Raw genomic sequence first — 19,769 nt, forward strand, 5'->3', positions numbered from 1 at the left:
AGAAATAGCGTAACGAAAAAATATGATGCTGATATAGAGAAAGTATGTAGAAAGCGTTGACATTTCGTAAAGAAAAATAGGGACTTTTTCCTGGTGATGTTTACAAAAAATGCGTAAAAGAATAGTGATTTTAATTAAATATTAAGGAAACAGCGCTATAATAAAAGGTGTAAAAAAGAATAGGAATTTCTTAGAAAATAGTTGTATAATAGGTGAGTCAGTCAATGAAAGGAATGGAACATGGATATTCAGTACATACATACGTTTACGATGCAAACAAAAGAGGAGTGCCGGACGCTTCAGCAAAAGCTAAAAGCACAAATTGATTTAACATCACGCGTCAAAATGGCGCATATACATAACTGTGCTGGTGTTGATGTTGCGTATTGGGAAGAAAACGGCGTATCCTACGGAGCGTGCAGCATTGTAGTGGTTGATTATCAGACGAAAAACGTTGTGGAAAAAGTGCACAGTGTAGGAGAAGTAACGGTTCCTTATCTTCCTGGGTTTCTAGCTTTTCGAGAGCTTCCTTTAATACTTGAAGCGGCTAAAAAACTTCAAGTAGAGCCTGATGTGTTTTTATTTGATGGCAACGGATATTTGCACTATGAGCATATGGGAGTAGCCACACATGCTTCGTTTTTTCTCAATAAACCCACCGTTGGAATTGGGAAAAGCTATTTAAAGATCAAGGGATATGACTACGTTATGCCTGAAGATGCAGCAGGCGCTTATGAAGATATTGTGATTGATGGCGAAGTTTATGGTAGAGTAGTAAGGACAGCAAAAGGAGTAAAGCCTATTTTTCTGTCGTGCGGAAACTATATTGATTTGGACATGTCATATCAGCTCATGATGCATTTTATTTCCAAAGAAAGTAAGCTTCCGATTCCGGTGTGCCTAGCAGATCTGCATACGCATGAGCTGCGGAAAAGGTACCGGCAGTCAACGGGGAAGTAAGCTGTTCATAATGAGTTCATAGTTTCCTTTTATACTGATGGTTGGAATATAGTAGTAGTGTAAAATTATTAAAGAATGAGTAAGGTGATTAAAGGTGAGTTCATTTGTTGCGAGTATTTTAGATTTTCTAACGAGCCTTGGCTATCTAGGTATTGCGCTCGGTTTAATGATTGAAATCATTCCAAGTGAAATTGTACTAGCTTACGGAGGGTATATGATTTCTCAAGGTATGATTAGTTTTCCTGGAGCAGTCATTGCCGGAATTATTGGCGGAACGATTGCACAGTGGTTTTTATATTGGATTGGAGCCTACGGAGGACGTCCGTTTCTTCAAAAATACGGCAAGTACTTATTTATTCATGATAAGCATATTGATCTTGCGGAAAACTGGTTTAATAAATACGGCGCGGGCGTTGTTTTCTCTGCTCGTTTTGTCCCGGTTGTTCGACATGCAATTTCGATTCCTGCAGGTATTGCTAAAATGCCGTTTTGGAAATTTACGTCTTTAACCGTGTTAGCGATGATTCCTTGGTCGATTTTATTTATTTACTTAGGGGGAAAGCTAGGCGAGAACTGGGCGAACATTGAAGACGTAGCAAGCAAATATACGCTTCCGTTTGTAGTTGCGGCATTTGTTATTATTGTTCTTTATTTCGTATTCAAACGCGCGCGTACAAAGCGCGTATAAGATCGTTTTTTGACTGAAAGCATGGCAAAAAGCCATGCTTTTTTTGCATGCGCAACCAGAAGCTCTTTTATTTGCTCATGACTTCTTCAAGTGCTATTATTTTTCATACGCACTAAAAAAGGAGACGATTTAACGTGGTACAAGAAATTATATTAAATGATACGCCTATTCAAGTTTACAGCTATGAACAAGAGATTGTAAAAGGCAAAACGAAAATTTCAGTTGATTTTAAAGTAACAAGTGAGGAATATCATGATATTACTACACTGTTATATAAAGGCACCTTTCATGTAAATGTCCCGGAAGAAGATCTGGATTTTCAAGGAACGATTCATCAGTACTCCACATCTTTTACAAATTTATATGAAAAAGGACAGGTAGGGGATTTTTCATTAAGTTTAATTGAAGTGAACGAATAAGGAGCAGATGCGTGATGAAAGTAAGTATACTCGACCAATCGCCCGTTTCATCCCATCAGACCCCAGCTGAAGCGTTAAAAGCATCAATGCAGCTGGCCAAGGCTGGTGACAAGCTTGGCTATGAACGCTACTGGATTGCAGAGCATCATGATTTGTCTGGACTTGCCTGTTCGGCTCCTGAAGTGATGCTTGGCTATATCGGGGCACAGACTAATACGATTCGAATTGGATCGGGAGCGGTGCTGCTGCCTCACTACAAGCCGTATAAAGTAGCGGAAACGTATAACATGCTGGCAACGCTGTTTCCAGGGCGCATTGATTTAGGAATTGGGCGCGCGCCGGGTGGATCGGCTGAAGCAACAAATGCGCTGTCGGATAATTTCTTGCAGCAAGTATTTAAAATGCCTGAACTTGTTGAAGAGCTTCTTCAGTTTTTAGACGATAAATTTCCGGCTGAACATGAATACGCAAAGCTTTCAGCTTCGCCGCTGCCGCCGGTCTCTCCCGAACCTTGGCTTCTTGGCACAAGTAAAAAAAGTGCTGAGCTCGCCGCTAGAAACGGAATGGCCTATACGTTTGGACAGTTTATGAGTGAACAAGACGGTTCAGCTATTATTGATCAGTACAAACAGGCATTTCAGCCAAGACAGGGCGGAGATCAGCCCTATGCGATTGTCACTGTATCGGTCATTTGCGCTGAAACAACCGAGCAAGCGCATCTCATCGCAACGAGCTCACTCGTATGGAAAATTCAGCAGGATAAAATGGAAGCAAAAGGCGTGCCTTCTATTGAAGAAGCGGCCAGCTATCCGCTTACAGAAGAAGAAGAGAAAAAAATCAAGAAAATGAAAGAAGCCATGATTATCGGAAATCCAGAAGAAGTACATGAGCGTCTTCAAGAAGTTCAAGCACGCTACGGAGCGGATGAACTCATGCTTGTGACCATTACGCACGATCCGGCTGACCGATTAAAATCATATGAGCTTATAGCAGAGAAATGCAAAAAATAAGAGCCGAATGTCGGCTCTTATTTTTTATGCCCGTAAAAGCGTTCGTATAAGTGTTGAAATGCTTCTATGGCATGTAAAAAAGAAGCGGCGTCTTGGCGGTCTTCTATTAACCAGCACGTGGCTAGTACAGAATGAGCGTATCCCCACAGTAAGATTCGTTTTTTACTTACGTTCAGTTCTTTGACAAATATATCGATTCGATGGTCAATTGTCTCTGCCCCGTTTGTCTTAGGCAGATGATTTAAAAGAAAAGGGACGATTTCGTACTCTTTTTCTCCAATTAACCCTTTTGGGTCAATTATTTTCCACGCTTCACCAGACTGTAAGATGTTATCATGATGCAAGTCGCCGTGAAGCAGAAAAAGCTGCTGAGAAGTGCGGTTTAATTCAGAGAAAACGGCTAGTGCATTCTGAAGCGTTTCAGAAGAAAGGAAATCAATACCGTTTGGATACATTTGTGTACACTCTCGAAGCTGTTTCTCTCTTTTAATGGCTTGTTTCGATAGTGGAGTCTGAGTGCGGCATGCGCCATAGAGATTTCATGAGCCGAGCAGCGATTAACGCAGCTTCGTCTTTAGTTGAGAAAGAGGAAAGCGGGCATCCGGGAGACAGCTTTTCGAGCAGTAAAATGCCTTTTTCAGCATCGCTGTCCACTATTTTTACCGTGTTCTCACCAGCTAGTGCTGTCAGTGCTTCTTGCTCATAAAGCAACTCTGAAGGCTCTACAAAAAATTTGACAACTAGTTCGCTTCCATCAGCTTTACGCGCAGGAGCAACAAAGTGGTAAGAAAGAGGGAAGTGAATGTGAATATTGATATGCCAGCGCTCTTCACAGTAGCGAATAAGCTGAGGAAAGTCAGCTAACCACTTTTGACCTTTATGAGAGTGAAGGTGAGTAATGGTGTCACAAAATGTTTGAGGCAGCGTATACATGCGTTTATCTCCTTTGTCGTTTCCAATTTTTTCTGATAAACTCATCATATACAGCCTACATAGAATCTGTAAAGAAAGAGGAGATCGTACACATGAATAAAAAGAAGGTGAAATCTCCTTGGGCTCTCGCGGGGTTTCCGATTTATATCATTGGATTTTCACTTTTACTTGCTGGAGGTGCACCGGAGTGGTTAGAGACAGTGAGTAAAATCATGATTGCTCTTGGAGTCATTTTGCTTATCATTGCAGGAATTGATCTTAAAAAACGAAAAAAATCAGTACAAGCCTAAAAAACTGCCAAACGGCAGTTTTTTTATTTGAAGAAAGGGTAACAAGATAACTAGATAAAAATGTTGAATTATTATTCCGTTTGATGTATAAATATAATATAGAAAACAACGGTATTGAGAGGAGAATGAACGTGTCTTACGTAATAAAAAAAGAGGTTCCGTCATTTGAGCAGTTTGCTGCTTTGCATGAAGCGAGCGGATTACATAAAAGTAAAAAAGGCAATTATACAAAAGAACAGCTGTTTGAAGCCGCAGCCAACAGCTGGTTTAGAGTCGGTATTTATGACAATGAACAATTAATTGCATTCGGACGTATGATTTCAGACGGAATTTATCAAGCGCTTATTTGCGACGTGATGGTAGATCCCTCATACCAGAACAAAGGACTTGGAAAGCAAATTATTCAAGAGCTGTTGACGAAGTGCCAAGAAAGCGGAATTGAATCGATTCAGCTGTTTGCAGCAAAAGGAAAGCATCATTTTTATAAAAAATTAGGGTTTCAAGAAAGAGAAGAAGACGCGCCAGGTATGTCGCTTGTTATGTAAAAAAGCTCAGTGATCAATCATACTCACTGAGCTTTTTGTATTATGCCGTTTTTAAAACCGTACTTTTTTGGACTAAATTCCAAGCAACTTTTACTAAATAAACAACAAGCAAAACGTTCAGCATAGACGTAGCAAACATAGAAAATGGATAGGACGTGCTGTTTTGCATATTGCTGTCACCGTATAAAACAAAAAAAGTGTTCATGAAAATACTGATGCTAAATCCAAGGGATAAGTAAAGCAAGTTTTTGTCTTTTAAATAAATATAAGCGAGCAAAGCAAGCGCTGCTGCTGGAAATAAGTAGCGTTCATGCATGCTTGAAGCAAACGTAAATACCCCTGAAATTTGAATAAGCGCTGCAAGAGCGGCGTATTTAAAGCTGCGCCCTTTTATATAAATAAGCCATGAAAAAACAGTTGTCGCGACGATAAAAATAAGTCCCCACGTATGATAGCTGAAAAACAGCAGCGTTGCAGAGCTGTCTTTATAGTTTGCGCCTATTAAACTAAAGAAGTTATAGGCGTTAACAGAGGCATACGGGTATTCTCCAATGGTTGATGAAAATAAATCAATAATCCACGTTGGACTTTTTCCAATTGAAAAAGGCAATAAAATCGCTGCAGCAGTGAAAGCCGCCGTTAAAGCAATGCCGAAGAAATGTTTTACTTGCTTTAGGCGAATGAGTTCAAAAAACAAAATGGGCAGGATAATAATCGCCTGCGGCTTCATTAAGACCGCTGCTGTAAAAATAACGGCTGACGCGTAAATTCTTTTTTCCGTAATCATCACAATCGCTAGGACAATAAGCAAAGTGAAAAATGAATCGACTTGTCCCCAAAACGTTGAATTAACTAAAATGGCCGGATTAAATAAATACCCAATTGCTAACAGATATGCAAAAGAAGGTGCTAAGTATTTACGAGCTAAACGATAGAGTAAATAAGATGTGATGACATCTGCTAAAATAGGCGGGATTTTAATCAACAGCGAAAAATACTGCTGAAAATCCGGTAAACTGCCAACTTTCCCAACGATAAACAAGATATAAATATAAAACGGCGGATAATCGCTCCCGCTTTTAGCGTAGAAATTGGAAAAATGATTGGCCGCAACCGATGCCCAGTTTTTGAAAAGCGACGCATCCATATGAGAGCCTACCCACGGAATCAGCGCAATCCGGATAAATAGTCCAGTGCCAAGTAATGACCATAAAATAACGCGAGAATGCCCTATCGAATGATGCCATTTCTTTTTCTTTAATAATCCGTAAATGAAAGCTGCTGCTATAAAAAAGCCCACCGTATAAAGAGCTAGCGGTGTTTCATAGTCCTTATTAGCTCCTTGACTTCCGGCACCGTTATCCATAGATAGATTATGAAAAGGCGTTACGTGTTCTCCGGAATTGCTAGACGAAGCGGGACCGTTTCCTGAAGGGAGACGATGATCCCTCGAATTATTATCAGGAGCAGATATACCATTAGTAATCTTTTTTAACTGATAACTTTCTTGAATCGAAAATAAATGTTCTTCTCCTTTGTAGTGTGATAGTGAAACGATACTGAAAACAAATGCTAAAAGAAAAGCTGCCGTTACGATAAAAGCCGTTCTTTTTTGTAGTATGTTCATATAAAATCCTCCGATGACAATGTATCGAATAAGTAGTAGTGTGTCTCCATACTATAAGGGGAGTTGGTGAAAATAAAGTGAAACTTCTTTAATAAAGAGCGGAAGCGAGAGCATAAAAAAACAAGGCCTTAGAAGACCTTGTTTTTTATATTGCTTATAGTACAGCATCAAACTTATTCACTTTCCACTGTGAACCAGATTTATAAAATGTAACGGTGCGTTTTACACTTCCTCCGTCAACCGTTGGCACCGTAAATTGATAAGAGCGAACATCGGCACGCTGATAAGTTAGTTTTACTTTTGCTTTGTTCCACTCTAGCATGCTGAATCCGTCACCGACAGGACGAGCAAGCTTTCCGTTATATGTGATGTAGCGATAATTTGTTAATCCTTTTTGAATAGCACTGTTTGTAAAAGTTTCAGATAAGTAGCTTACTAGTTTGCTTTTGGTATTAAAATCTTGACAAAGATATGAGTACTGAGTGCCTTTATAATTAAATGTTTTTTGAGTACATAAATTACCTTTAGATCCATGAAGTGCATTCCAGAAATGGTTGCTTGCGTTTGCTGCAATTTTTACCGCATTAGTCGTTGATAGATTTTGTGATGCTGCTTGAGCTGTAACTCCTGTGCTTAGTGAAAAGAAAAGAGCAAGTGATGCTAAGATTATTCCAATTTTTTTCATTTCCATTTCCCTCCTACTCATTCATTGAAATATATGTAACATTCATGCTGTTAATATTACAATTGTTACATTTATATTACAATACTTCTTTAAAGAAATAAAGAGTATTTCTTATATATGTTTGAATTATTCCCGTATTTTCTTAAATAAAACGTAGAATTAAAAGAAAACATATAAACAGTATGTCAATTATGTGTCACATATTTCGTCGCTTTACAAGTTCGTATATAATAGGAATAAACCGACCACTATGCTGATGTAGATAAATAGGTCAGGCACAAAAGGAGAACGTAGACTAATGGGTGTTTCAGAAGTAACATCAGGAATTATTATTACCACTGCTGTAATTGCTATTGTGATTATTACAGTCGGTGTTTTGGCTACAATGATTGCGATTGCGAAGAAAGCAAATAAAAAGTAAGTATGTAGAGGAGAGTTAGTATAGTAACTAATTCTCTTTTTTTTGAAAAAAACCTATCGCTATTTTTATAATAAAAATGCATAAATAACGCGTGCATTATTCATAGAAAAAAGCAGGAAATTTACGTTTTGGAGCTAATAGATACATAAGGCAAGCTGCGTACTTTCATTATAAAAACAATGGAAGGGGTTCTAACAGACTTCAAGTGATATCGCCTATTTTATGTCATAATGAATGATATTCATTAACCCCGCACCTTAGACGCACTTTATAACCAAATAATGAGGAGAGTGGTTGAGTTGCAACGACAAAAAGTAGCAGTGAATGGAGAAAGGTTAAAAAATACGCTTGAACGATTTGCCGATTATGGACGAACACCTAATAACGGTGTAACCCGCTTAGCGCTGTCAGAAGAAGACCGCTTAGCACGAGACTATTTTTGTTCATGCTGCCGTGACCTTGGAATGGATATTAAAATTGACGATCTTGGATGTATTTACGCCACGCTTGAAGGACTAGAAGATAAGCCGCCTGTTGTGATTGGCTCACACATGGACAGCGTAAAAAAAGGCGGAAGGTTTGACGGAATCCTCGGTGTAGTTGCAGGATTAGAGTTAGTAAGAACGCTCGTTGAACATAATATTAAGCCGAAGGTGCCGATTACCATTGTTAACTTTACGAATGAAGAAGGAGCGCGTTTTGAGCCTTCTATGATGGCTTCAGGTATTTTATCGGGCAAATTTCAAAAAGACGTTATGATGAAGAAGACGGATGTTGACGGCGTGACGTTTGAGCAAGCTCTTCAATCATGCGGATATGAAGGCGATACGAGTAACCGCCTTACTGAAGCATCGGCATTTGTAGAATTACATATTGAGCAAGGGCCTATTTTAGAACGAGAAGCCAAATCAATCGGTGTAGTGGAGTGCGTGCTCGGCATGGTATGTTATGAAATTGAAGTTACCGGGGAGTCAGACCACGCCGGGACGACGCCGATGGATATGCGGAAAGATGCGCTTTTTGCAACCAATAATTTAATTGCTGAAGCTCGTCATGAGCTCGGCAGATTAGATTCAAATTTAGTCTATACAATGGGTCGTATGAATGTACTGCCTAATATTCATACCGTTATTCCAAATAAAGTTATTTTTTCGCTTGAAGCGAGACATACGGATGAAGATGTCATTGCATCTGTGGAAAAAATTATTCAATCACTGCCTGATCAAGCGGAGCTGTTAGAAGGCTGCGAAGTGCGGGTGACCAAGCTTTGGGGACGCGATACCGTATGGTTTGATAAAACCGTTTGCGATGAAGTGGAAGAATCCGTTCGTTCGCTTGGGTATTCCTACAAGCGAATGGTAAGCGGAGCTGGACATGACGCACAGTTTTTAGCTACCTATATTCCGACGGCTATGATTTTTATTCCGAGTGTAAACGGAAAAAGTCATTGTGAAGAAGAATTTACTCCTTGGGAAGAATGCGAAAAAGGTGTAAATGTACTTTTAGAGACGGTGATTAAGTTAGCTCAGAAGTAACGGAGCAAAAGAGTAAACCTGCGGAGGTTTGCTCTTTTTTAGTGCTTAGAAAGACTGCGAACTATCGCATTGAACTTTTGGTTTATTATGGCTACAATAAATGAGAAGCATGCGGATGGATGTGAAAGAAGGATGTGAAAAAAAGTGAGATGTTCTCACTTAAAGAAATGAAAATTACTATTATTATTGCAGATGATAATTCGTTTATTCGAGAAGGAATGAAAATTATATTAAATACATACGAGGAGTTCGACGTTGTCGCCACTTTAAAAGATGGTCAGGAAGCCGTTCAATATTGCAAAAACCATTCCGTCGATATTGCATTGTTAGATGTAAGAATGCCCGTTATGGACGGTGTAGAGGCTACAAAGCTTATTTCAGAGTTAACGAAAGCAAAGCCGCTTATTTTAACTACGTTTGATGATGATGAATATATTATTGATGCCGTAAAAAACGGAGCTAAAGGCTACTTGTTAAAAAATACAGAACCGGAGCGCATTCGAGACGCAATCAAAAGTGTATTCAACGGACATACGGTTCTTCAAGATGTTGTGCTTGATAAGATTAAATCAAGTTTAAACGCTGCAACTGAGCGTGAGTCAAAAGCGGATATGACACAGTTTACAGAGCGTGAAACGAGCATTATGACGCTTATTGCCAAGGGGCTTTCGAATAAAGAAATTTCTAAAACGCTTTTTATTTCAGAAGGTACTGTAGCAAACTATATTAGTTCGATTTTAAGTAAAACGGGACTTGAGCATCGCACTCAAATTGCTATTTATTATTTAACCGGTAAAGGGAAGTAGGGCTATGGAAGTCGGATTAATGATGACTAAGCTCATCCTTATACTGTTTTTGGCTATTACGTACATTCAGTTTAATTATGTACACTCGATTTCAGCTATTGTGTTAGCACTGCTTCTTTACAGCTGTGTTAATATTGCAGCGTCCATTGTGAAAAAGAGCGTCTTCAAGCGCATGTTTATTGTTATTTCAATTGTCCTTATTCTATATTGTGCGTATAAACTTCATCCTTTGTTTTTTCTTCTTTTGCCGCTAAACCTTTGTGAGCTTGTTGGAGAATCAGTCGTAAAAAAATGGATGGTGCTGCTGCTTGTTTTGCTTCCAATGCTGCTTCTTCCCTCTGACATTAGCGCGCTGTATGTGTTAGTCGCTGCGTTTACTTTCTTTATTTATACAGCAGCAGCTCTCTATCAAAAACGAACGATTAATTATGAGCAAAAAATTGATGAAATGAGAGTAAGTATGCAAAAGCTGCAAAAACACGTGAATGAAAATAAAGAGTATGTGAGGCAGTCTCAATATGCTTCAAAGTTAGAAGAGCGAAATCGATTATCGCAGGAAATTCATGATAAGATTGGTCATTCAATGACAGGAGCGCTTATTCAAATGGAGGCAGCAAAGCATGTGATGAAGCAAGATGAGGAAAAAGCGCTGTCTCTTCTTCAAAATGCGATTACGATTTCCAAAGAAGGTATTGAAGAAATTAGGTTAACGTTAAAAAGTATAAAGCCTCCCGCTGAGCAAATAGGAATCAGCCGGCTTAAATTATTTATTGGTGAGTTTGAGGCTAAGCATAGTATCGCAATGCCTCTTGTATACAAAGGTAATTTAGATCTTATCACGCCTCTTCAGTGGAAAATTATCCATGAAAATATAACGGAAGCTATTACAAATGCCTTAAAATATGCAGAAGCAACGATGATTGCCATTGAGCTGCATGTACTAAATAAAATGGTTAAAGTAGAAGTCAAAGACAATGGAAAAGGGGCTCACTTGTTTCAAAAAGGACTTGGCATAGCAGGGATGGAAGAGCGAGCCGCTTCCATTAACGGAACGGTGATCGTTGATGGGGCAAACGGGTTTTCTGTTACAACGCTGCTGCCGATAGGTGAGAAACTTCATACATAAATAATGAGATTTCTCATGGGAAAAAGGTGAACTTATGCACTGACGTAAGTTTGCCTTTTTTTCATAAAATAAGGATATACCAACACACTAGAGGTGAAATGATGAACGTATTATCAATTCAAAAACTAACAAAGAAATTTGGAGATTTTATTGCAGTAGATAATTTGTCTTTACAAGTAGAAGAAGGAGATATATTTGGGTTTTTAGGAACAAACGGAGCAGGAAAAAGCACAACGATTCATATGGTTGCTAGTCTGCTTCAAAGCAACAGCGGTGATATTGAAGTGCTAGGGAAAAATATAAAGAAACATCGAAATTTCGCAAAGATGAACATCGGGATCGTTCCGCAAGACTTAGCGATTTATGAAGATTTGACAGCATATGAAAATGTGAAGTTTTTTGCCGGACTTTACGGATTAAGAGGATCACTTCTTAACGAACGAGTGGAAGAAGCTTTAGCGTTTGTAGGGCTTTTAGATAAACAAAAGGCTTATCCGAAAAGCTTTTCAGGAGGTATGAAAAGAAGGTTAAATATCGCATGCGCAATTGCTCATCGCCCAAAGCTTATTATAATGGATGAACCGACGGTTGGTATTGATCCTCAGTCGCGAAACTATATTTTAACATCTGTAAAAAAGCTAAATGAAATGGGAAGCACAATCATTTATACAAGTCACTATATGGAAGAAGTAGAAGAGGTATGTACAAAGATTGCCATTATTGATCACGGCAAAATCATTGCGGAAGGAACAAAAGAGCAGCTAAAAGCGATTATCACCGATACAAAAGATATTTGGATTGAAGTAAAAGCAGCGGATGATATAGATTGCAGCGGTCTAAAAGAAATTCCGGGAGTAACAGCCGTTACGTATGAAGATGGAATCATTAAAATTAATTCAAGCGCCGAAGTGAATAACTTGAACAAAGTCATTCATTATTTAATGACGCATCATATCGAAATTAAAGCAGTTAAGGAACAAGCCCCAAATTTAGAGACGGTCTTCCTCACGTTGACAGGGCGCAGTCTGAGAGATTTATAAAAGGAAGGAGGAATGAGGAATGAATATTATTGCAATTGCTTTGAAAGAAATGAAAAGTGATCTGCGAGATAAGCGTGCATTTATCTTTATGATTCTCTTTCCGCTAGCTCTTGTCCTTATTTTAGGAACAGCTTTGTCTCAAGCCTTTAATAATGACATGACGATAGATGACAGTTACGTTCTCTACAAAATGGACACAAGTAAGGAAACATCTGCTGCCTTTAAGCAGTTTGCTGCAAACGCAGAAAAATCTGGCATTCACTTTAAAGCGTTGAAAAAAGATCAAGATGGAAAAAAAGAAGTAAAAGAGCAGCTCTATACAGCTTATGTAGAAGTGAAAGACCAAGGCATTCATCTCTACGGAAATGAAGAAAACAGCATTGAATTCAACATGGTCCAAGGTATGTTAAGCACCTTTGTTGATAAGTACAATGTGGCTATGGAAGTGGCCAAAGTAAACCCTCAGCAAGTGGATAATCTGCTCCGTGCGTCTAAGCATGACTATATTCAAGAAACATCTCTTCATTCTCAAAAACAGCCAAATTCAATAGACTACTACGCCATTTCAATGACAACTATGATTGTTTTGTACGGATCTATCTCAGCGAGTTATTTAATTAGAGGAGAGCGTATGCGAAATACGGCCAATCGATTAGTAGCCGCGCCGATTAAAACCGCTGAAATTTTTGTCGGGAAAATTTTAGGTACTGTTTTGGTTCACGCCATTTGTGTGTTAGTCGTCATTATGTCGACTAAATATTTTTTTGATGCCAACTGGGGAGATCATTTACTTCTAGTACTGCTGATGTTAGTATCTCAGATTCTTTTTGCCATTAGCTTTGGATTAGGAGTTAGCTACCTTACGAAGACAGAAGCGGCGTCAAGAGCAATTATTATGGTTGTTATTCAAGTGTCGTGTATTGTGGGAGGAACCTATTTTCAAAATGGATCTGGAGAGGGCTTCGTCAATGTATCACCTTTAACCTGGATGAATAATGGACTTATTAAATTGATTTATACAAATGATATCGGCGCTTCTCTTTCAGTTATTGGGTTGAATGTAGGCTTCTCTATTTTATTCTTGGGCATAGCAATTGTGCTTTTGAGAAAAAGAGAGGGGTTATAACATGAAAAATATCATGTGGCTTGTAACAAATATGCTAAGAAATATGCTGCTTAGAAACAAAAGGACGCTTGTGCTTGTTATTGGTTTGCCTATTGCAGGGGTTTTAATGTCCGTTCTTATTTATGGAAATGCAGGAGGGACTTCGGTGAATATCGGAGTTGTCAATCACGACTCAACGGATATTACAAAAGATACCGTTCAGTTTTTAAAAGGGCTGCACAAAACAAATGTTAAAATGCTCACGGACAAAGAAGTGGATCATGAGATTACGTCAAAGAAAGTTGATGCGGTTATTACCTTTGAAAAAGGGTTTTCTGACAGCGTCAAAGCGAACAAACCAGATCATATTACAATCACTTCAATAAAAGGAGCAGAAGTAACGAGCTTTATTAAGTCTTATTTATATCAATATATTGATAATGTTTCTGCGCTGAATCAAGCTGCTGAAGGCGACGATGCTGCGTTTAAACAAATGTATGAGAATTATCAAAAAGCGCCATTCCACGTCTCAACGCATGCCCTTGAAGACAAAGGAACCGATCAAAACATTGTCAAGCAGACAATTGGGTATTTAATTATGTTTATGCTTTTTTCTGCGGTGAATTTATCAGCTCTTATCACAAAAGAAAAAGAGCAGCGAACGTATTTTAGACTGTTAGCTTCGCCAGTTAGTGCAAGGCAATACGTGATATCCAATGTTATTACAAATATGATTTTATTAACTCTGCAAGTAATGATTACACTTGTTTGTATTACGACTCTTGTTCACGTAGATATGAACATTCCCGTATGGCAGCTGTTTTTCATTTTAGTTTTGTTTGGTCTAGTAGCCATCGGCTTGTCTCTTGTAATTATCGCTTTTACAGAAAGTTCAAAAGCAGCGAATGGTCTTCAGACGCTTATCATCACGCCAACTTGTTTACTGTCCGGCTGCTTTTTTCCGCCTGAATTTATGCCGGATGTGATGCAGAAAATAGCCGACTTTCTTCCTCAAACGTGGGTATTAAGTATGTTAAAAAGTGTTCAACAAGGAGCTGATTTAAGCAGCCTATGGTTAAATATCAGCATTTTACTAGCTTTTGCACTCGTTTTTTTCCTGCTGTCTATTTATAAATTAAATCGAAATAATACTGTTCAAAAGTTTATTTAAATGGTAAAGTCAGAGAATACCTCTGGCTTTTTTTGTAATTTTTAAAAAGTTACAAAAAAAGATTGAAAAATATAAGATGAAATTTTAGAATGAAAGAGGAAAGGGGTATACAAAAAGAGAATAAATAGGGGAGAAAAACGAAGTTCATGTTGGTTTTTTGCACAAATAAATGAAATCGCTTACATAAGTCAGCATGAAAATACGGAAGGAGAGATTGTCAGCGAGATAACAAAGGGGGAAAAACAGTGGCAATTTATGAATTACTTGTACCACGGACGGTTTTATATGGAGAAGGATCATTTTCTAAAATTGGGGAGCAGGCTGAACTGCTTGGCACAAAAGCATTGCTTATAAGTGATGACGTTATGGTGAAAGCAGGCAATGTAGAAACTTGCCGTCGTTACTTAGCCGAGGCTGGCATGGACTGTGCCGTGTATACAGGCGTAAATTCAGAGCCGACAGATATTCATCTAGATGAGGCGCTTGCCATATGTAAAACGGAGCAGTGCGATGTGGTTATTGCCTTAGGGGGAGGCAGCTGTATCGATACTGGAAAAGCGGTTGCCATTATGATGACAAATGAAGGGCATCTACGAACGTATTTTCAAAATCAACAAGATTTTCAAGATAGTCCTCTTCCTTTGGTTGCCGTGCCTACGACTGCTGGAACAGGCTCAGAAGTGACTAAAGCGACGGTTATTACAGACACGGCGTACGATGTAAAAATGATGCTCGCAAGGCCTCAATTATTGCCTGATACAGCCATTGTTGATCCGTTATTAACTCTATCATGTCCGAAACACGTAACGGCAGCTACAGGAATTGATGCACTCAGTCATGCAATAGAAGCGTATTTGTCTAAAAAAGCACATCCTTTTACAGATTCACTTGCGCTTCAAGCAATTGAGTTAATCATGAAAAATATTCGTCTTGTGTACAGAAATGGAGAAAATGTTCAAGCAAGAAACGAAATGGCCTATGCTTCTATGCTGGCAGGAATGGCGTTTTCAAATTCATCTGTTGCTCTAGTGCACGGTATGTCAAGACCTATTGGCGCGCTATTCCATGTGCCCCACGGTATTTCTAATGCGATGCTCCTGCCTGCGGTTTTAGACTATACAAAAGAGGCTTCAATTGATCGTTTAGGTGAAATAGGACAAGCTCTTTTTCCGAACGTATCATATACAAAAAAAGAAGGAGCAGATGTGTTAATTGAAGCCATCAAGCAGCTTTGTATCGACTTAGAGATTCCTAATCTTCAATCGTGGGGCATTGATCGTCAGCTATTTTACGCGGCGGTTGAGAAAATGGCAGCGGATGCGATTCAAAGCGGAAGTCCTGCTAATCATCCGATCGTACCGACGGCAGAAGAAATTATTCAGCTTTATTACACGTGCTATGAATATGAGTTTGAGTCTGCACTTTATAAAAAATAAGATAAATTTAAGACAAATTGAATAAGGGATGAAAGGGGAAACGTTATGGATTTGCTGATTATTTTGCTGTCTCTGGGGCTTTTGATGCTGGTTGCTTACCGCGGATTTTCAGTTATTTTGTTTGCTCCACTTTGTGCGCTGCTAGCCGTTATTTTAACGGAACCAAGCTATGCACTCCCGTTTTTCTCAAACGTTTTTATGGAGAAAATGGTTGGGTTTATTAAAAACTACTTCCCTGTCTTTCTATTAGGAGCGGTTTTCGGGAAGATGGTTGAAATGTCTGGAGTCGCTGAGTCGATTGCGAAAACAATTGTTAAAGTCGTAGGGGCTAAACGTGCGATCTTGGCGATTGTTTTAATGGGAGCAATCTTAACCTACAGCGGCGTAAGTTTATTCGTTGTTGCGTTTGCAGTTTATCCGTTTGCGGCTAACTTATTCCGCGAAGCGAATATTCCAAAACGATTAGTACCGGGAACGATTGCATTAGGAGCTATTTCGTTTACCATGGATGCACTTCCAGGTACACCGCAGATTCAAAACGTTATTCCAACGACTTTTTTTAAAACAGACATCTATGCTGCTCCGACACTGGGGATTATCGGATCGGTTATTGTCTTTAGCTTAGGTCTTTGGTATTTAGAAAGCCGAAGCAAAAAAGCAAGAAAAGCTGGAGAAGGCTACTACGGATTTAATAATGAACTAGCGGCTGCTGCAGAGCTAGAAAAAGAGTCTGTACCTTCTACAGAACCTAAATATGAACCTAGCGTAGCAAGACAGATTTTAGCATTTGTTCCTCTTGTGCTTGTAGGGGTTGCAAACAAATTTTTTACTGTTTCTATTCCAAAGTGGTATCCAGATGGTTTTGATTTTGCCAAAATTGGCCTTGAAGCGTTCGGAAAAGTAGATTTAACCGCAGTTGTTGGTATTTGGTCAGTGGAATTGGCACTTGTTATTGGAATTATCACAACGATTGCGTATGACTGGAAGAGAGTGACCACCGGTTTCCAAGCGGGTCTTAACGCAAGTATTGGCGGAGCGCTTCTCGCTGCGATGAACACGGGAGCTGAGTATGGCTTTGGAGGCGTTATTTCATCTCTTCCTGGGTTTGCAACCGTTCGTGATGGTATTTCACATACCTTTACAAATCCGCTTGTCAATGGAGCCGTTACGACAAACATTTTAGCCGGTATTACGGGCTCTGCTTCTGGAGGTATGGGAATTGCGCTTAGTGCGATGGGAGATAAGTATGTAGAAGCTATTAATCAATACAACATTCCTCCTGAAGTTATGCACAGAGTTGTAGCGATGGCATCAGGCGGTATGGATACGCTTCCTCATAACGGAGCCGTTATTACCCTGCTCGCTATTACCGGGTTAACCCACAAGCAGTCTTACCGAGATATTTTTGCCATCACTGTTATAAAAACGCTTGCATGTTTCTTAATCATTGGAATCTACAGCTTAACTGGACTCGTATAACCAGTAAAGAGGTTGAGAAAAAAGTAGTTTCGTTGAAGAAAGATCCGAACGATGAATTGTTCGGATTTTTTTATTGTTGCAGTGATTTAGTTGTATATCAAGCTTTTGGCTATAAAACAGATTCTTTGACTTTCTAAACTGTAAGTATTATGATTACACTACTTTCTGCAGTACTATATGCCGTTACATTAATTCTTAGCATGTTTATGAAGAAAGGAGAATGACTGTGAAGCTATTTGAAGGAAATTTAAAAGTAGGCGACTGGGTCAAAGGAAAGTCTCGCGACGGTGAACTTATATACGGATATATTAAAACGATTAATCCATCTAAAAAAGCAGCACTAATCAACGTTGTGAAAAGTGATGATGAAAAAATGGTCGGCACAACCATTGGCATGATGGATGAAAAAATAGAAAAGCTGCCCCTTCAAAAAACGGCGCACGAAGAGCAAATTCTTTCATTAATTGATCTCGCGCTGCTAACGAAAGACGAAGCTTGGTTTATTGAATTAACAGCTGAATTAAAAAGATTACAAGATAAAAAGCAAGGCTGACATTCCTAATAAGGAATGAAGGCCCTGCTTTTTTTATTATTCCTAGGGGGAAAAGCAGGAATGGAAAGCAGCTTGCGAGAAGAAGTAAATGACGACATTAAAAGAAAAGGTGATAAAAGATGAGTAAACGTGTCTTGATTTTAACAGGAGATGCCGTGGAGGCTTTAGAAGTTTTTTATCCGTATTATCGCTGTTTAGAAGAAGATATTCAGTGTACCATTGCTTCTCCCGTGAAAAAGAAGCTCCAAACGGTTGTTCATGATTTTCTTCCAGAAATGGAAACATTCACAGAAAAAACGGGATATAAAATTGATTCTCACGCTTCTGTAGATGAAGTGGATCCCGCTGATTTTGCCGGACTTATTATTCCTGGAGGACGAGCGCCTGAATATATTCGAATGAACACAAAAGTTCAGGAAATTGCTGCTCATTTTTTAAAAGAAAACAAACCTTTAGGCGTTATTTGTCATGGTCAGCTCGTGTTAACGACGGTTAGAGAGTATCTGCAAGACAGAGAAGTGACAGCGTATCCTGCTTGCCGTCCGGAAGTAGAAGCGGCGGGTGCAGTATTTGTTGAACAGAAGCTTCACGTAGACAGAAACTTAGTAACCGGACAAGCTTGGCCAGATTTACCTAAATTTATGAAAGAATTTTTTAACGTGCTAAAAAAAGCTGAAAAAGTGAACGTATAATAAAAAAGCGGGCTGAGAGAAAAGAATTCTTTCAGCTCTTTTAAATGATGATAGGTGAGGTGTAAACAACGTGCAGCTTGTGTCTGAACTTTCAAAGAAAATTATAAAAGAAGTGCAGCTTGTGATGAAAGAACATGTAATTGTAACAGATCCACGCGGAATTATTATTGCGTCAACAGAAGAAAAACGGGTTGGTTTTTTTCACGAAGGCGCGTGGAACGTGATGCAAAGAAAGCAAAAACTATATATATCCAAAAAAGAAGCAGCGGATTTAAAAGGAGTTAAGCCTGGCATTAACTTGCCTATCAGTTATCAAGGAGAGATTATTGGGGTTATTGGCATTACAGGTACTCCAGAAGCCGTTGAGCCTTTTGCAGACATTATTCGAAGATTAACAGAGTTAATTATTCGCGAGGCATACTACATAGAAACAAAGGAATGGGAAAATAAAGGAGTGGAAGCTTTTTTTCGTGAATGGATTTATAGCCAGCAGGTAGATGCAGAATTTATTGAACGAGGCCATATTTTAGGAGTGCAAGTAGACAGTTCTTATTGCTGCACGCTGTTTCAAATTGACTCATCTCTTTCGAAAAAGAAGCAGCAGCAGGTACAAGAAACAATTCGCTACTGGTTTGAAAGTCATAAAGCTGACGGGGATTATATCGCAAACTGGGGATATGATCGTTTGCTTTTACTGAAAGAAGCGGTAGGTGAAAAGGCAAGGCAAGGATTTAAAGAAGAATTAAAAAAATGTCAGCAGTACATTCAAGCAAACAACCAAGTTATGATCACTATTGGCGTAGGAAAGCCAGCGGAGCAATTTGATTTGCATGCTTCATATGAAGAAGCGAAAAAAGCGCTTAAAGTGGCTTCAAAACGTCAAACCGTTGTTTTTTATGAGGAGCTGCTGATGGACATGATTTTAGAAGACGTTTCTGAACCTGTAAAAAAGGAATTCTTGAATCGAGTGCTTTCGTCCATTCAAAAAGAAAAAGAGCTTCTCGAAACGCTGAAATGCTATTTAGCCAACGATCAATCGTTAAAAAAAACGGCGTTTGATTTACATATTCATATTAATACGCTTCATTACCGCTTGAAGCAAATAAAAGAGCTCACAGATATTGATCCTAAAAGCGTAAAAGGCATCACGCTTTTTTACCTTGCGCTATCTTTACTAGAGTGAAGTGCGTCCTTCGTTAGATAAACATACAAAAAAAGAGTTTTTAAAGCGCTTTTTTTTAGTTCTTT

At 38.9% G+C, this 19,769-nt stretch carries 22 protein-coding genes; 18 read left to right on the top strand and 4 right to left on the bottom strand.

Annotation, left to right across the window (positions count from 1 at the left end; genetic code table 11):
- Positions 1-240: 240 nt before the first annotated feature.
- The 4 genes from LAV82_RS16615 (at position 241) to LAV82_RS16630 (ending at position 3,077) form a co-directional block, all read left to right on the top strand.
- Positions 241-960: an endonuclease V gene (locus LAV82_RS16615; RefSeq protein ID WP_499716508.1), complete on the top strand. Its 720-nt coding sequence runs from the start codon at positions 241-243 to the stop codon at positions 958-960.
- Positions 961-1,054: 94 nt separating this feature from the next.
- Positions 1,055-1,648, top strand: coding sequence for an undecaprenyl phosphate transporter UptA (uptA, locus tag LAV82_RS16620; protein ID WP_499716509.1), 594 nt, complete (start codon positions 1,055-1,057; stop codon positions 1,646-1,648).
- 134 nt (positions 1,649-1,782) lie between these two features.
- Positions 1,783-2,067 carry a DUF3219 family protein gene (locus LAV82_RS16625; protein WP_499716510.1) on the top strand — a complete coding sequence of 95 codons (285 nt, stop codon included), beginning with the start codon at positions 1,783-1,785 and terminating at the stop codon, positions 2,065-2,067.
- 14 nt (positions 2,068-2,081) lie between these two features.
- Positions 2,082-3,077 carry an LLM class flavin-dependent oxidoreductase gene (locus LAV82_RS16630; RefSeq protein WP_055992823.1) on the top strand — a complete coding sequence of 332 codons (996 nt, stop codon included), beginning with the start codon at positions 2,082-2,084 and terminating at the stop codon, positions 3,075-3,077.
- 17 nt (positions 3,078-3,094) lie between these two features.
- Here LAV82_RS16630 and LAV82_RS16635 read toward each other — a convergent pair whose 3' ends face one another.
- Both LAV82_RS16635 and LAV82_RS16640 read right to left on the bottom strand, forming a co-directional pair.
- The gene (locus LAV82_RS16635; protein WP_499716511.1) at positions 3,095-3,532 is read right to left on the bottom strand and encodes an aminoglycoside phosphotransferase family protein; all 438 of its coding nucleotides are present in this window, start codon (positions 3,530-3,532) and stop codon (positions 3,095-3,097) included.
- 31 nt (positions 3,533-3,563) lie between these two features.
- Positions 3,564-4,055, bottom strand: a complete 492-nt coding sequence (locus LAV82_RS16640) for an aminoglycoside phosphotransferase family protein (protein WP_499716512.1) — start codon at positions 4,053-4,055, stop codon at positions 3,564-3,566.
- Positions 4,056-4,102: 47 nt separating this feature from the next.
- Between LAV82_RS16640 and LAV82_RS16645 the strand changes: the two genes are divergently transcribed.
- Together LAV82_RS16645 and LAV82_RS16650 are read left to right on the top strand one after the other, a co-directional pair.
- Positions 4,103-4,300 carry a hypothetical protein gene (locus LAV82_RS16645; RefSeq protein ID WP_499716513.1) on the top strand — a complete coding sequence of 66 codons (198 nt, stop codon included), beginning with the start codon at positions 4,103-4,105 and terminating at the stop codon, positions 4,298-4,300.
- A gap of 125 nt (positions 4,301-4,425) precedes the next feature.
- A complete protein-coding gene (locus tag LAV82_RS16650) occupies positions 4,426-4,845 on the top strand; it encodes a GNAT family N-acetyltransferase (RefSeq protein WP_155660366.1) in 420 nt (139 codons plus the stop codon).
- Positions 4,846-4,885: 40 nt separating this feature from the next.
- Here the strand turns inward: LAV82_RS16650 and LAV82_RS16655 are convergent, their stop codons facing one another.
- Both LAV82_RS16655 and LAV82_RS16660 read right to left on the bottom strand, forming a co-directional pair.
- Positions 4,886-6,472: an MptA/MptB family glycosyltransferase gene (locus LAV82_RS16655; protein ID WP_499716514.1), complete on the bottom strand. Its 1,587-nt coding sequence runs from the start codon at positions 6,470-6,472 to the stop codon at positions 4,886-4,888.
- Positions 6,473-6,626: 154 nt separating this feature from the next.
- Positions 6,627-7,163, bottom strand: a complete 537-nt coding sequence (locus tag LAV82_RS16660; protein ID WP_013057358.1) for a DL-endopeptidase inhibitor IseA — start codon at positions 7,161-7,163, stop codon at positions 6,627-6,629.
- A gap of 292 nt (positions 7,164-7,455) precedes the next feature.
- Between LAV82_RS16660 and LAV82_RS16665 the strand changes: the two genes are divergently transcribed.
- The 12 genes from LAV82_RS16665 (at position 7,456) to LAV82_RS16720 (ending at position 19,704) form a co-directional block, all read left to right on the top strand.
- On the top strand, positions 7,456-7,578 hold the full coding sequence (locus LAV82_RS16665; protein WP_013057357.1) for a hypothetical protein: 123 nt from the start codon (positions 7,456-7,458) through the stop codon (positions 7,576-7,578).
- A 299-nt stretch (positions 7,579-7,877) separates the two neighbouring features.
- The gene (locus LAV82_RS16670) at positions 7,878-9,113 is read left to right on the top strand and encodes a Zn-dependent hydrolase (protein ID WP_013057356.1); all 1,236 of its coding nucleotides are present in this window, start codon (positions 7,878-7,880) and stop codon (positions 9,111-9,113) included.
- A gap of 167 nt (positions 9,114-9,280) precedes the next feature.
- The gene (locus LAV82_RS16675; protein ID WP_013057355.1) at positions 9,281-9,919 is read left to right on the top strand and encodes a response regulator; all 639 of its coding nucleotides are present in this window, start codon (positions 9,281-9,283) and stop codon (positions 9,917-9,919) included.
- A gap of 4 nt (positions 9,920-9,923) precedes the next feature.
- Positions 9,924-11,045 (top strand): sensor histidine kinase, encoded by a 1,122-nt coding sequence (locus tag LAV82_RS16680; protein ID WP_013057354.1) that lies wholly within the window; start codon positions 9,924-9,926, stop codon positions 11,043-11,045.
- Between the two features lie 101 nt (positions 11,046-11,146).
- Positions 11,147-12,085 carry an ABC transporter ATP-binding protein gene (locus tag LAV82_RS16685; RefSeq protein ID WP_029322178.1) on the top strand — a complete coding sequence of 313 codons (939 nt, stop codon included), beginning with the start codon at positions 11,147-11,149 and terminating at the stop codon, positions 12,083-12,085.
- A 19-nt stretch (positions 12,086-12,104) separates the two neighbouring features.
- On the top strand, positions 12,105-13,211 hold the full coding sequence (locus LAV82_RS16690; RefSeq protein ID WP_280167287.1) for an ABC transporter permease: 1,107 nt from the start codon (positions 12,105-12,107) through the stop codon (positions 13,209-13,211).
- 1 nt (position 13,212) lies between these two features.
- Entirely contained in the window at positions 13,213-14,361 is a 1,149-nt protein-coding gene (locus tag LAV82_RS16695) for an ABC transporter permease (protein ID WP_499716515.1), read from the top strand.
- A 245-nt stretch (positions 14,362-14,606) separates the two neighbouring features.
- Entirely contained in the window at positions 14,607-15,797 is a 1,191-nt protein-coding gene (locus LAV82_RS16700) for an iron-containing alcohol dehydrogenase (protein WP_211079112.1), read from the top strand.
- A gap of 45 nt (positions 15,798-15,842) precedes the next feature.
- Entirely contained in the window at positions 15,843-17,276 is a 1,434-nt protein-coding gene (locus tag LAV82_RS16705) for a GntP family permease (RefSeq protein WP_013083445.1), read from the top strand.
- Between the two features lie 220 nt (positions 17,277-17,496).
- Positions 17,497-17,829: an IDEAL domain-containing protein gene (locus LAV82_RS16710; RefSeq protein WP_155660365.1), complete on the top strand. Its 333-nt coding sequence runs from the start codon at positions 17,497-17,499 to the stop codon at positions 17,827-17,829.
- Positions 17,830-17,948: 119 nt separating this feature from the next.
- A complete protein-coding gene (locus LAV82_RS16715; protein ID WP_499716516.1) occupies positions 17,949-18,521 on the top strand; it encodes a DJ-1/PfpI family protein in 573 nt (190 codons plus the stop codon).
- Positions 18,522-18,591: 70 nt separating this feature from the next.
- On the top strand, positions 18,592-19,704 hold the full coding sequence (locus tag LAV82_RS16720) for a CdaR family transcriptional regulator (RefSeq protein ID WP_499716517.1): 1,113 nt from the start codon (positions 18,592-18,594) through the stop codon (positions 19,702-19,704).
- Positions 19,705-19,769: the final 65 nt, after the last annotated feature.

The sequence above is a fragment of the Bacillus sp. ILBB4 genome (assembly GCF_035064545.1).
Classification (GTDB): Bacteria; Bacillota; Bacilli; order Bacillales; family Bacillaceae_H; genus Priestia.

Excerpts from the sequence above, each read along its gene's own strand:
- LAV82_RS16660 (WP_013057358.1), bottom strand. The coding sequence starts at position 7,163 with ATGGAAATGAAAAAAATTGGAATAATCTTAGCATCACTTGCTCTTTTC.
- LAV82_RS16645 (WP_499716513.1), top strand. The coding sequence starts at position 4,103 with ATGAATAAAAAGAAGGTGAAATCTCCTTGGGCTCTCGCGGGGTTTCCG.
- LAV82_RS16635 (WP_499716511.1), bottom strand. The coding sequence starts at position 3,532 with ATGTATCCAAACGGTATTGATTTCCTTTCTTCTGAAACGCTTCAGAAT.
- LAV82_RS16615 (WP_499716508.1), top strand. The coding sequence starts at position 241 with ATGGATATTCAGTACATACATACGTTTACGATGCAAACAAAAGAGGAG.
- LAV82_RS16715 (WP_499716516.1), top strand. The coding sequence starts at position 17,949 with ATGAGTAAACGTGTCTTGATTTTAACAGGAGATGCCGTGGAGGCTTTA.
- LAV82_RS16665 (WP_013057357.1), top strand. The coding sequence starts at position 7,456 with ATGGGTGTTTCAGAAGTAACATCAGGAATTATTATTACCACTGCTGTA.
- LAV82_RS16630 (WP_055992823.1), top strand. The coding sequence starts at position 2,082 with ATGAAAGTAAGTATACTCGACCAATCGCCCGTTTCATCCCATCAGACC.
- LAV82_RS16680 (WP_013057354.1), top strand. The coding sequence starts at position 9,924 with ATGGAAGTCGGATTAATGATGACTAAGCTCATCCTTATACTGTTTTTG.
- LAV82_RS16650 (WP_155660366.1), top strand. The coding sequence starts at position 4,426 with ATGAACGTGTCTTACGTAATAAAAAAAGAGGTTCCGTCATTTGAGCAG.
- LAV82_RS16655 (WP_499716514.1), bottom strand. The coding sequence starts at position 6,472 with ATGAACATACTACAAAAAAGAACGGCTTTTATCGTAACGGCAGCTTTT.
- LAV82_RS16690 (WP_280167287.1), top strand. The coding sequence starts at position 12,105 with ATGAATATTATTGCAATTGCTTTGAAAGAAATGAAAAGTGATCTGCGA.
- LAV82_RS16640 (WP_499716512.1), bottom strand. The coding sequence starts at position 4,055 with ATGAGTTTATCAGAAAAAATTGGAAACGACAAAGGAGATAAACGCATG.
- LAV82_RS16695 (WP_499716515.1), top strand. The coding sequence starts at position 13,213 with ATGAAAAATATCATGTGGCTTGTAACAAATATGCTAAGAAATATGCTG.
- LAV82_RS16705 (WP_013083445.1), top strand. The coding sequence starts at position 15,843 with ATGGATTTGCTGATTATTTTGCTGTCTCTGGGGCTTTTGATGCTGGTT.
- LAV82_RS16685 (WP_029322178.1), top strand. The coding sequence starts at position 11,147 with ATGAACGTATTATCAATTCAAAAACTAACAAAGAAATTTGGAGATTTT.
- LAV82_RS16675 (WP_013057355.1), top strand. The coding sequence starts at position 9,281 with ATGAAAATTACTATTATTATTGCAGATGATAATTCGTTTATTCGAGAA.
- LAV82_RS16710 (WP_155660365.1), top strand. The coding sequence starts at position 17,497 with ATGACTGTGAAGCTATTTGAAGGAAATTTAAAAGTAGGCGACTGGGTC.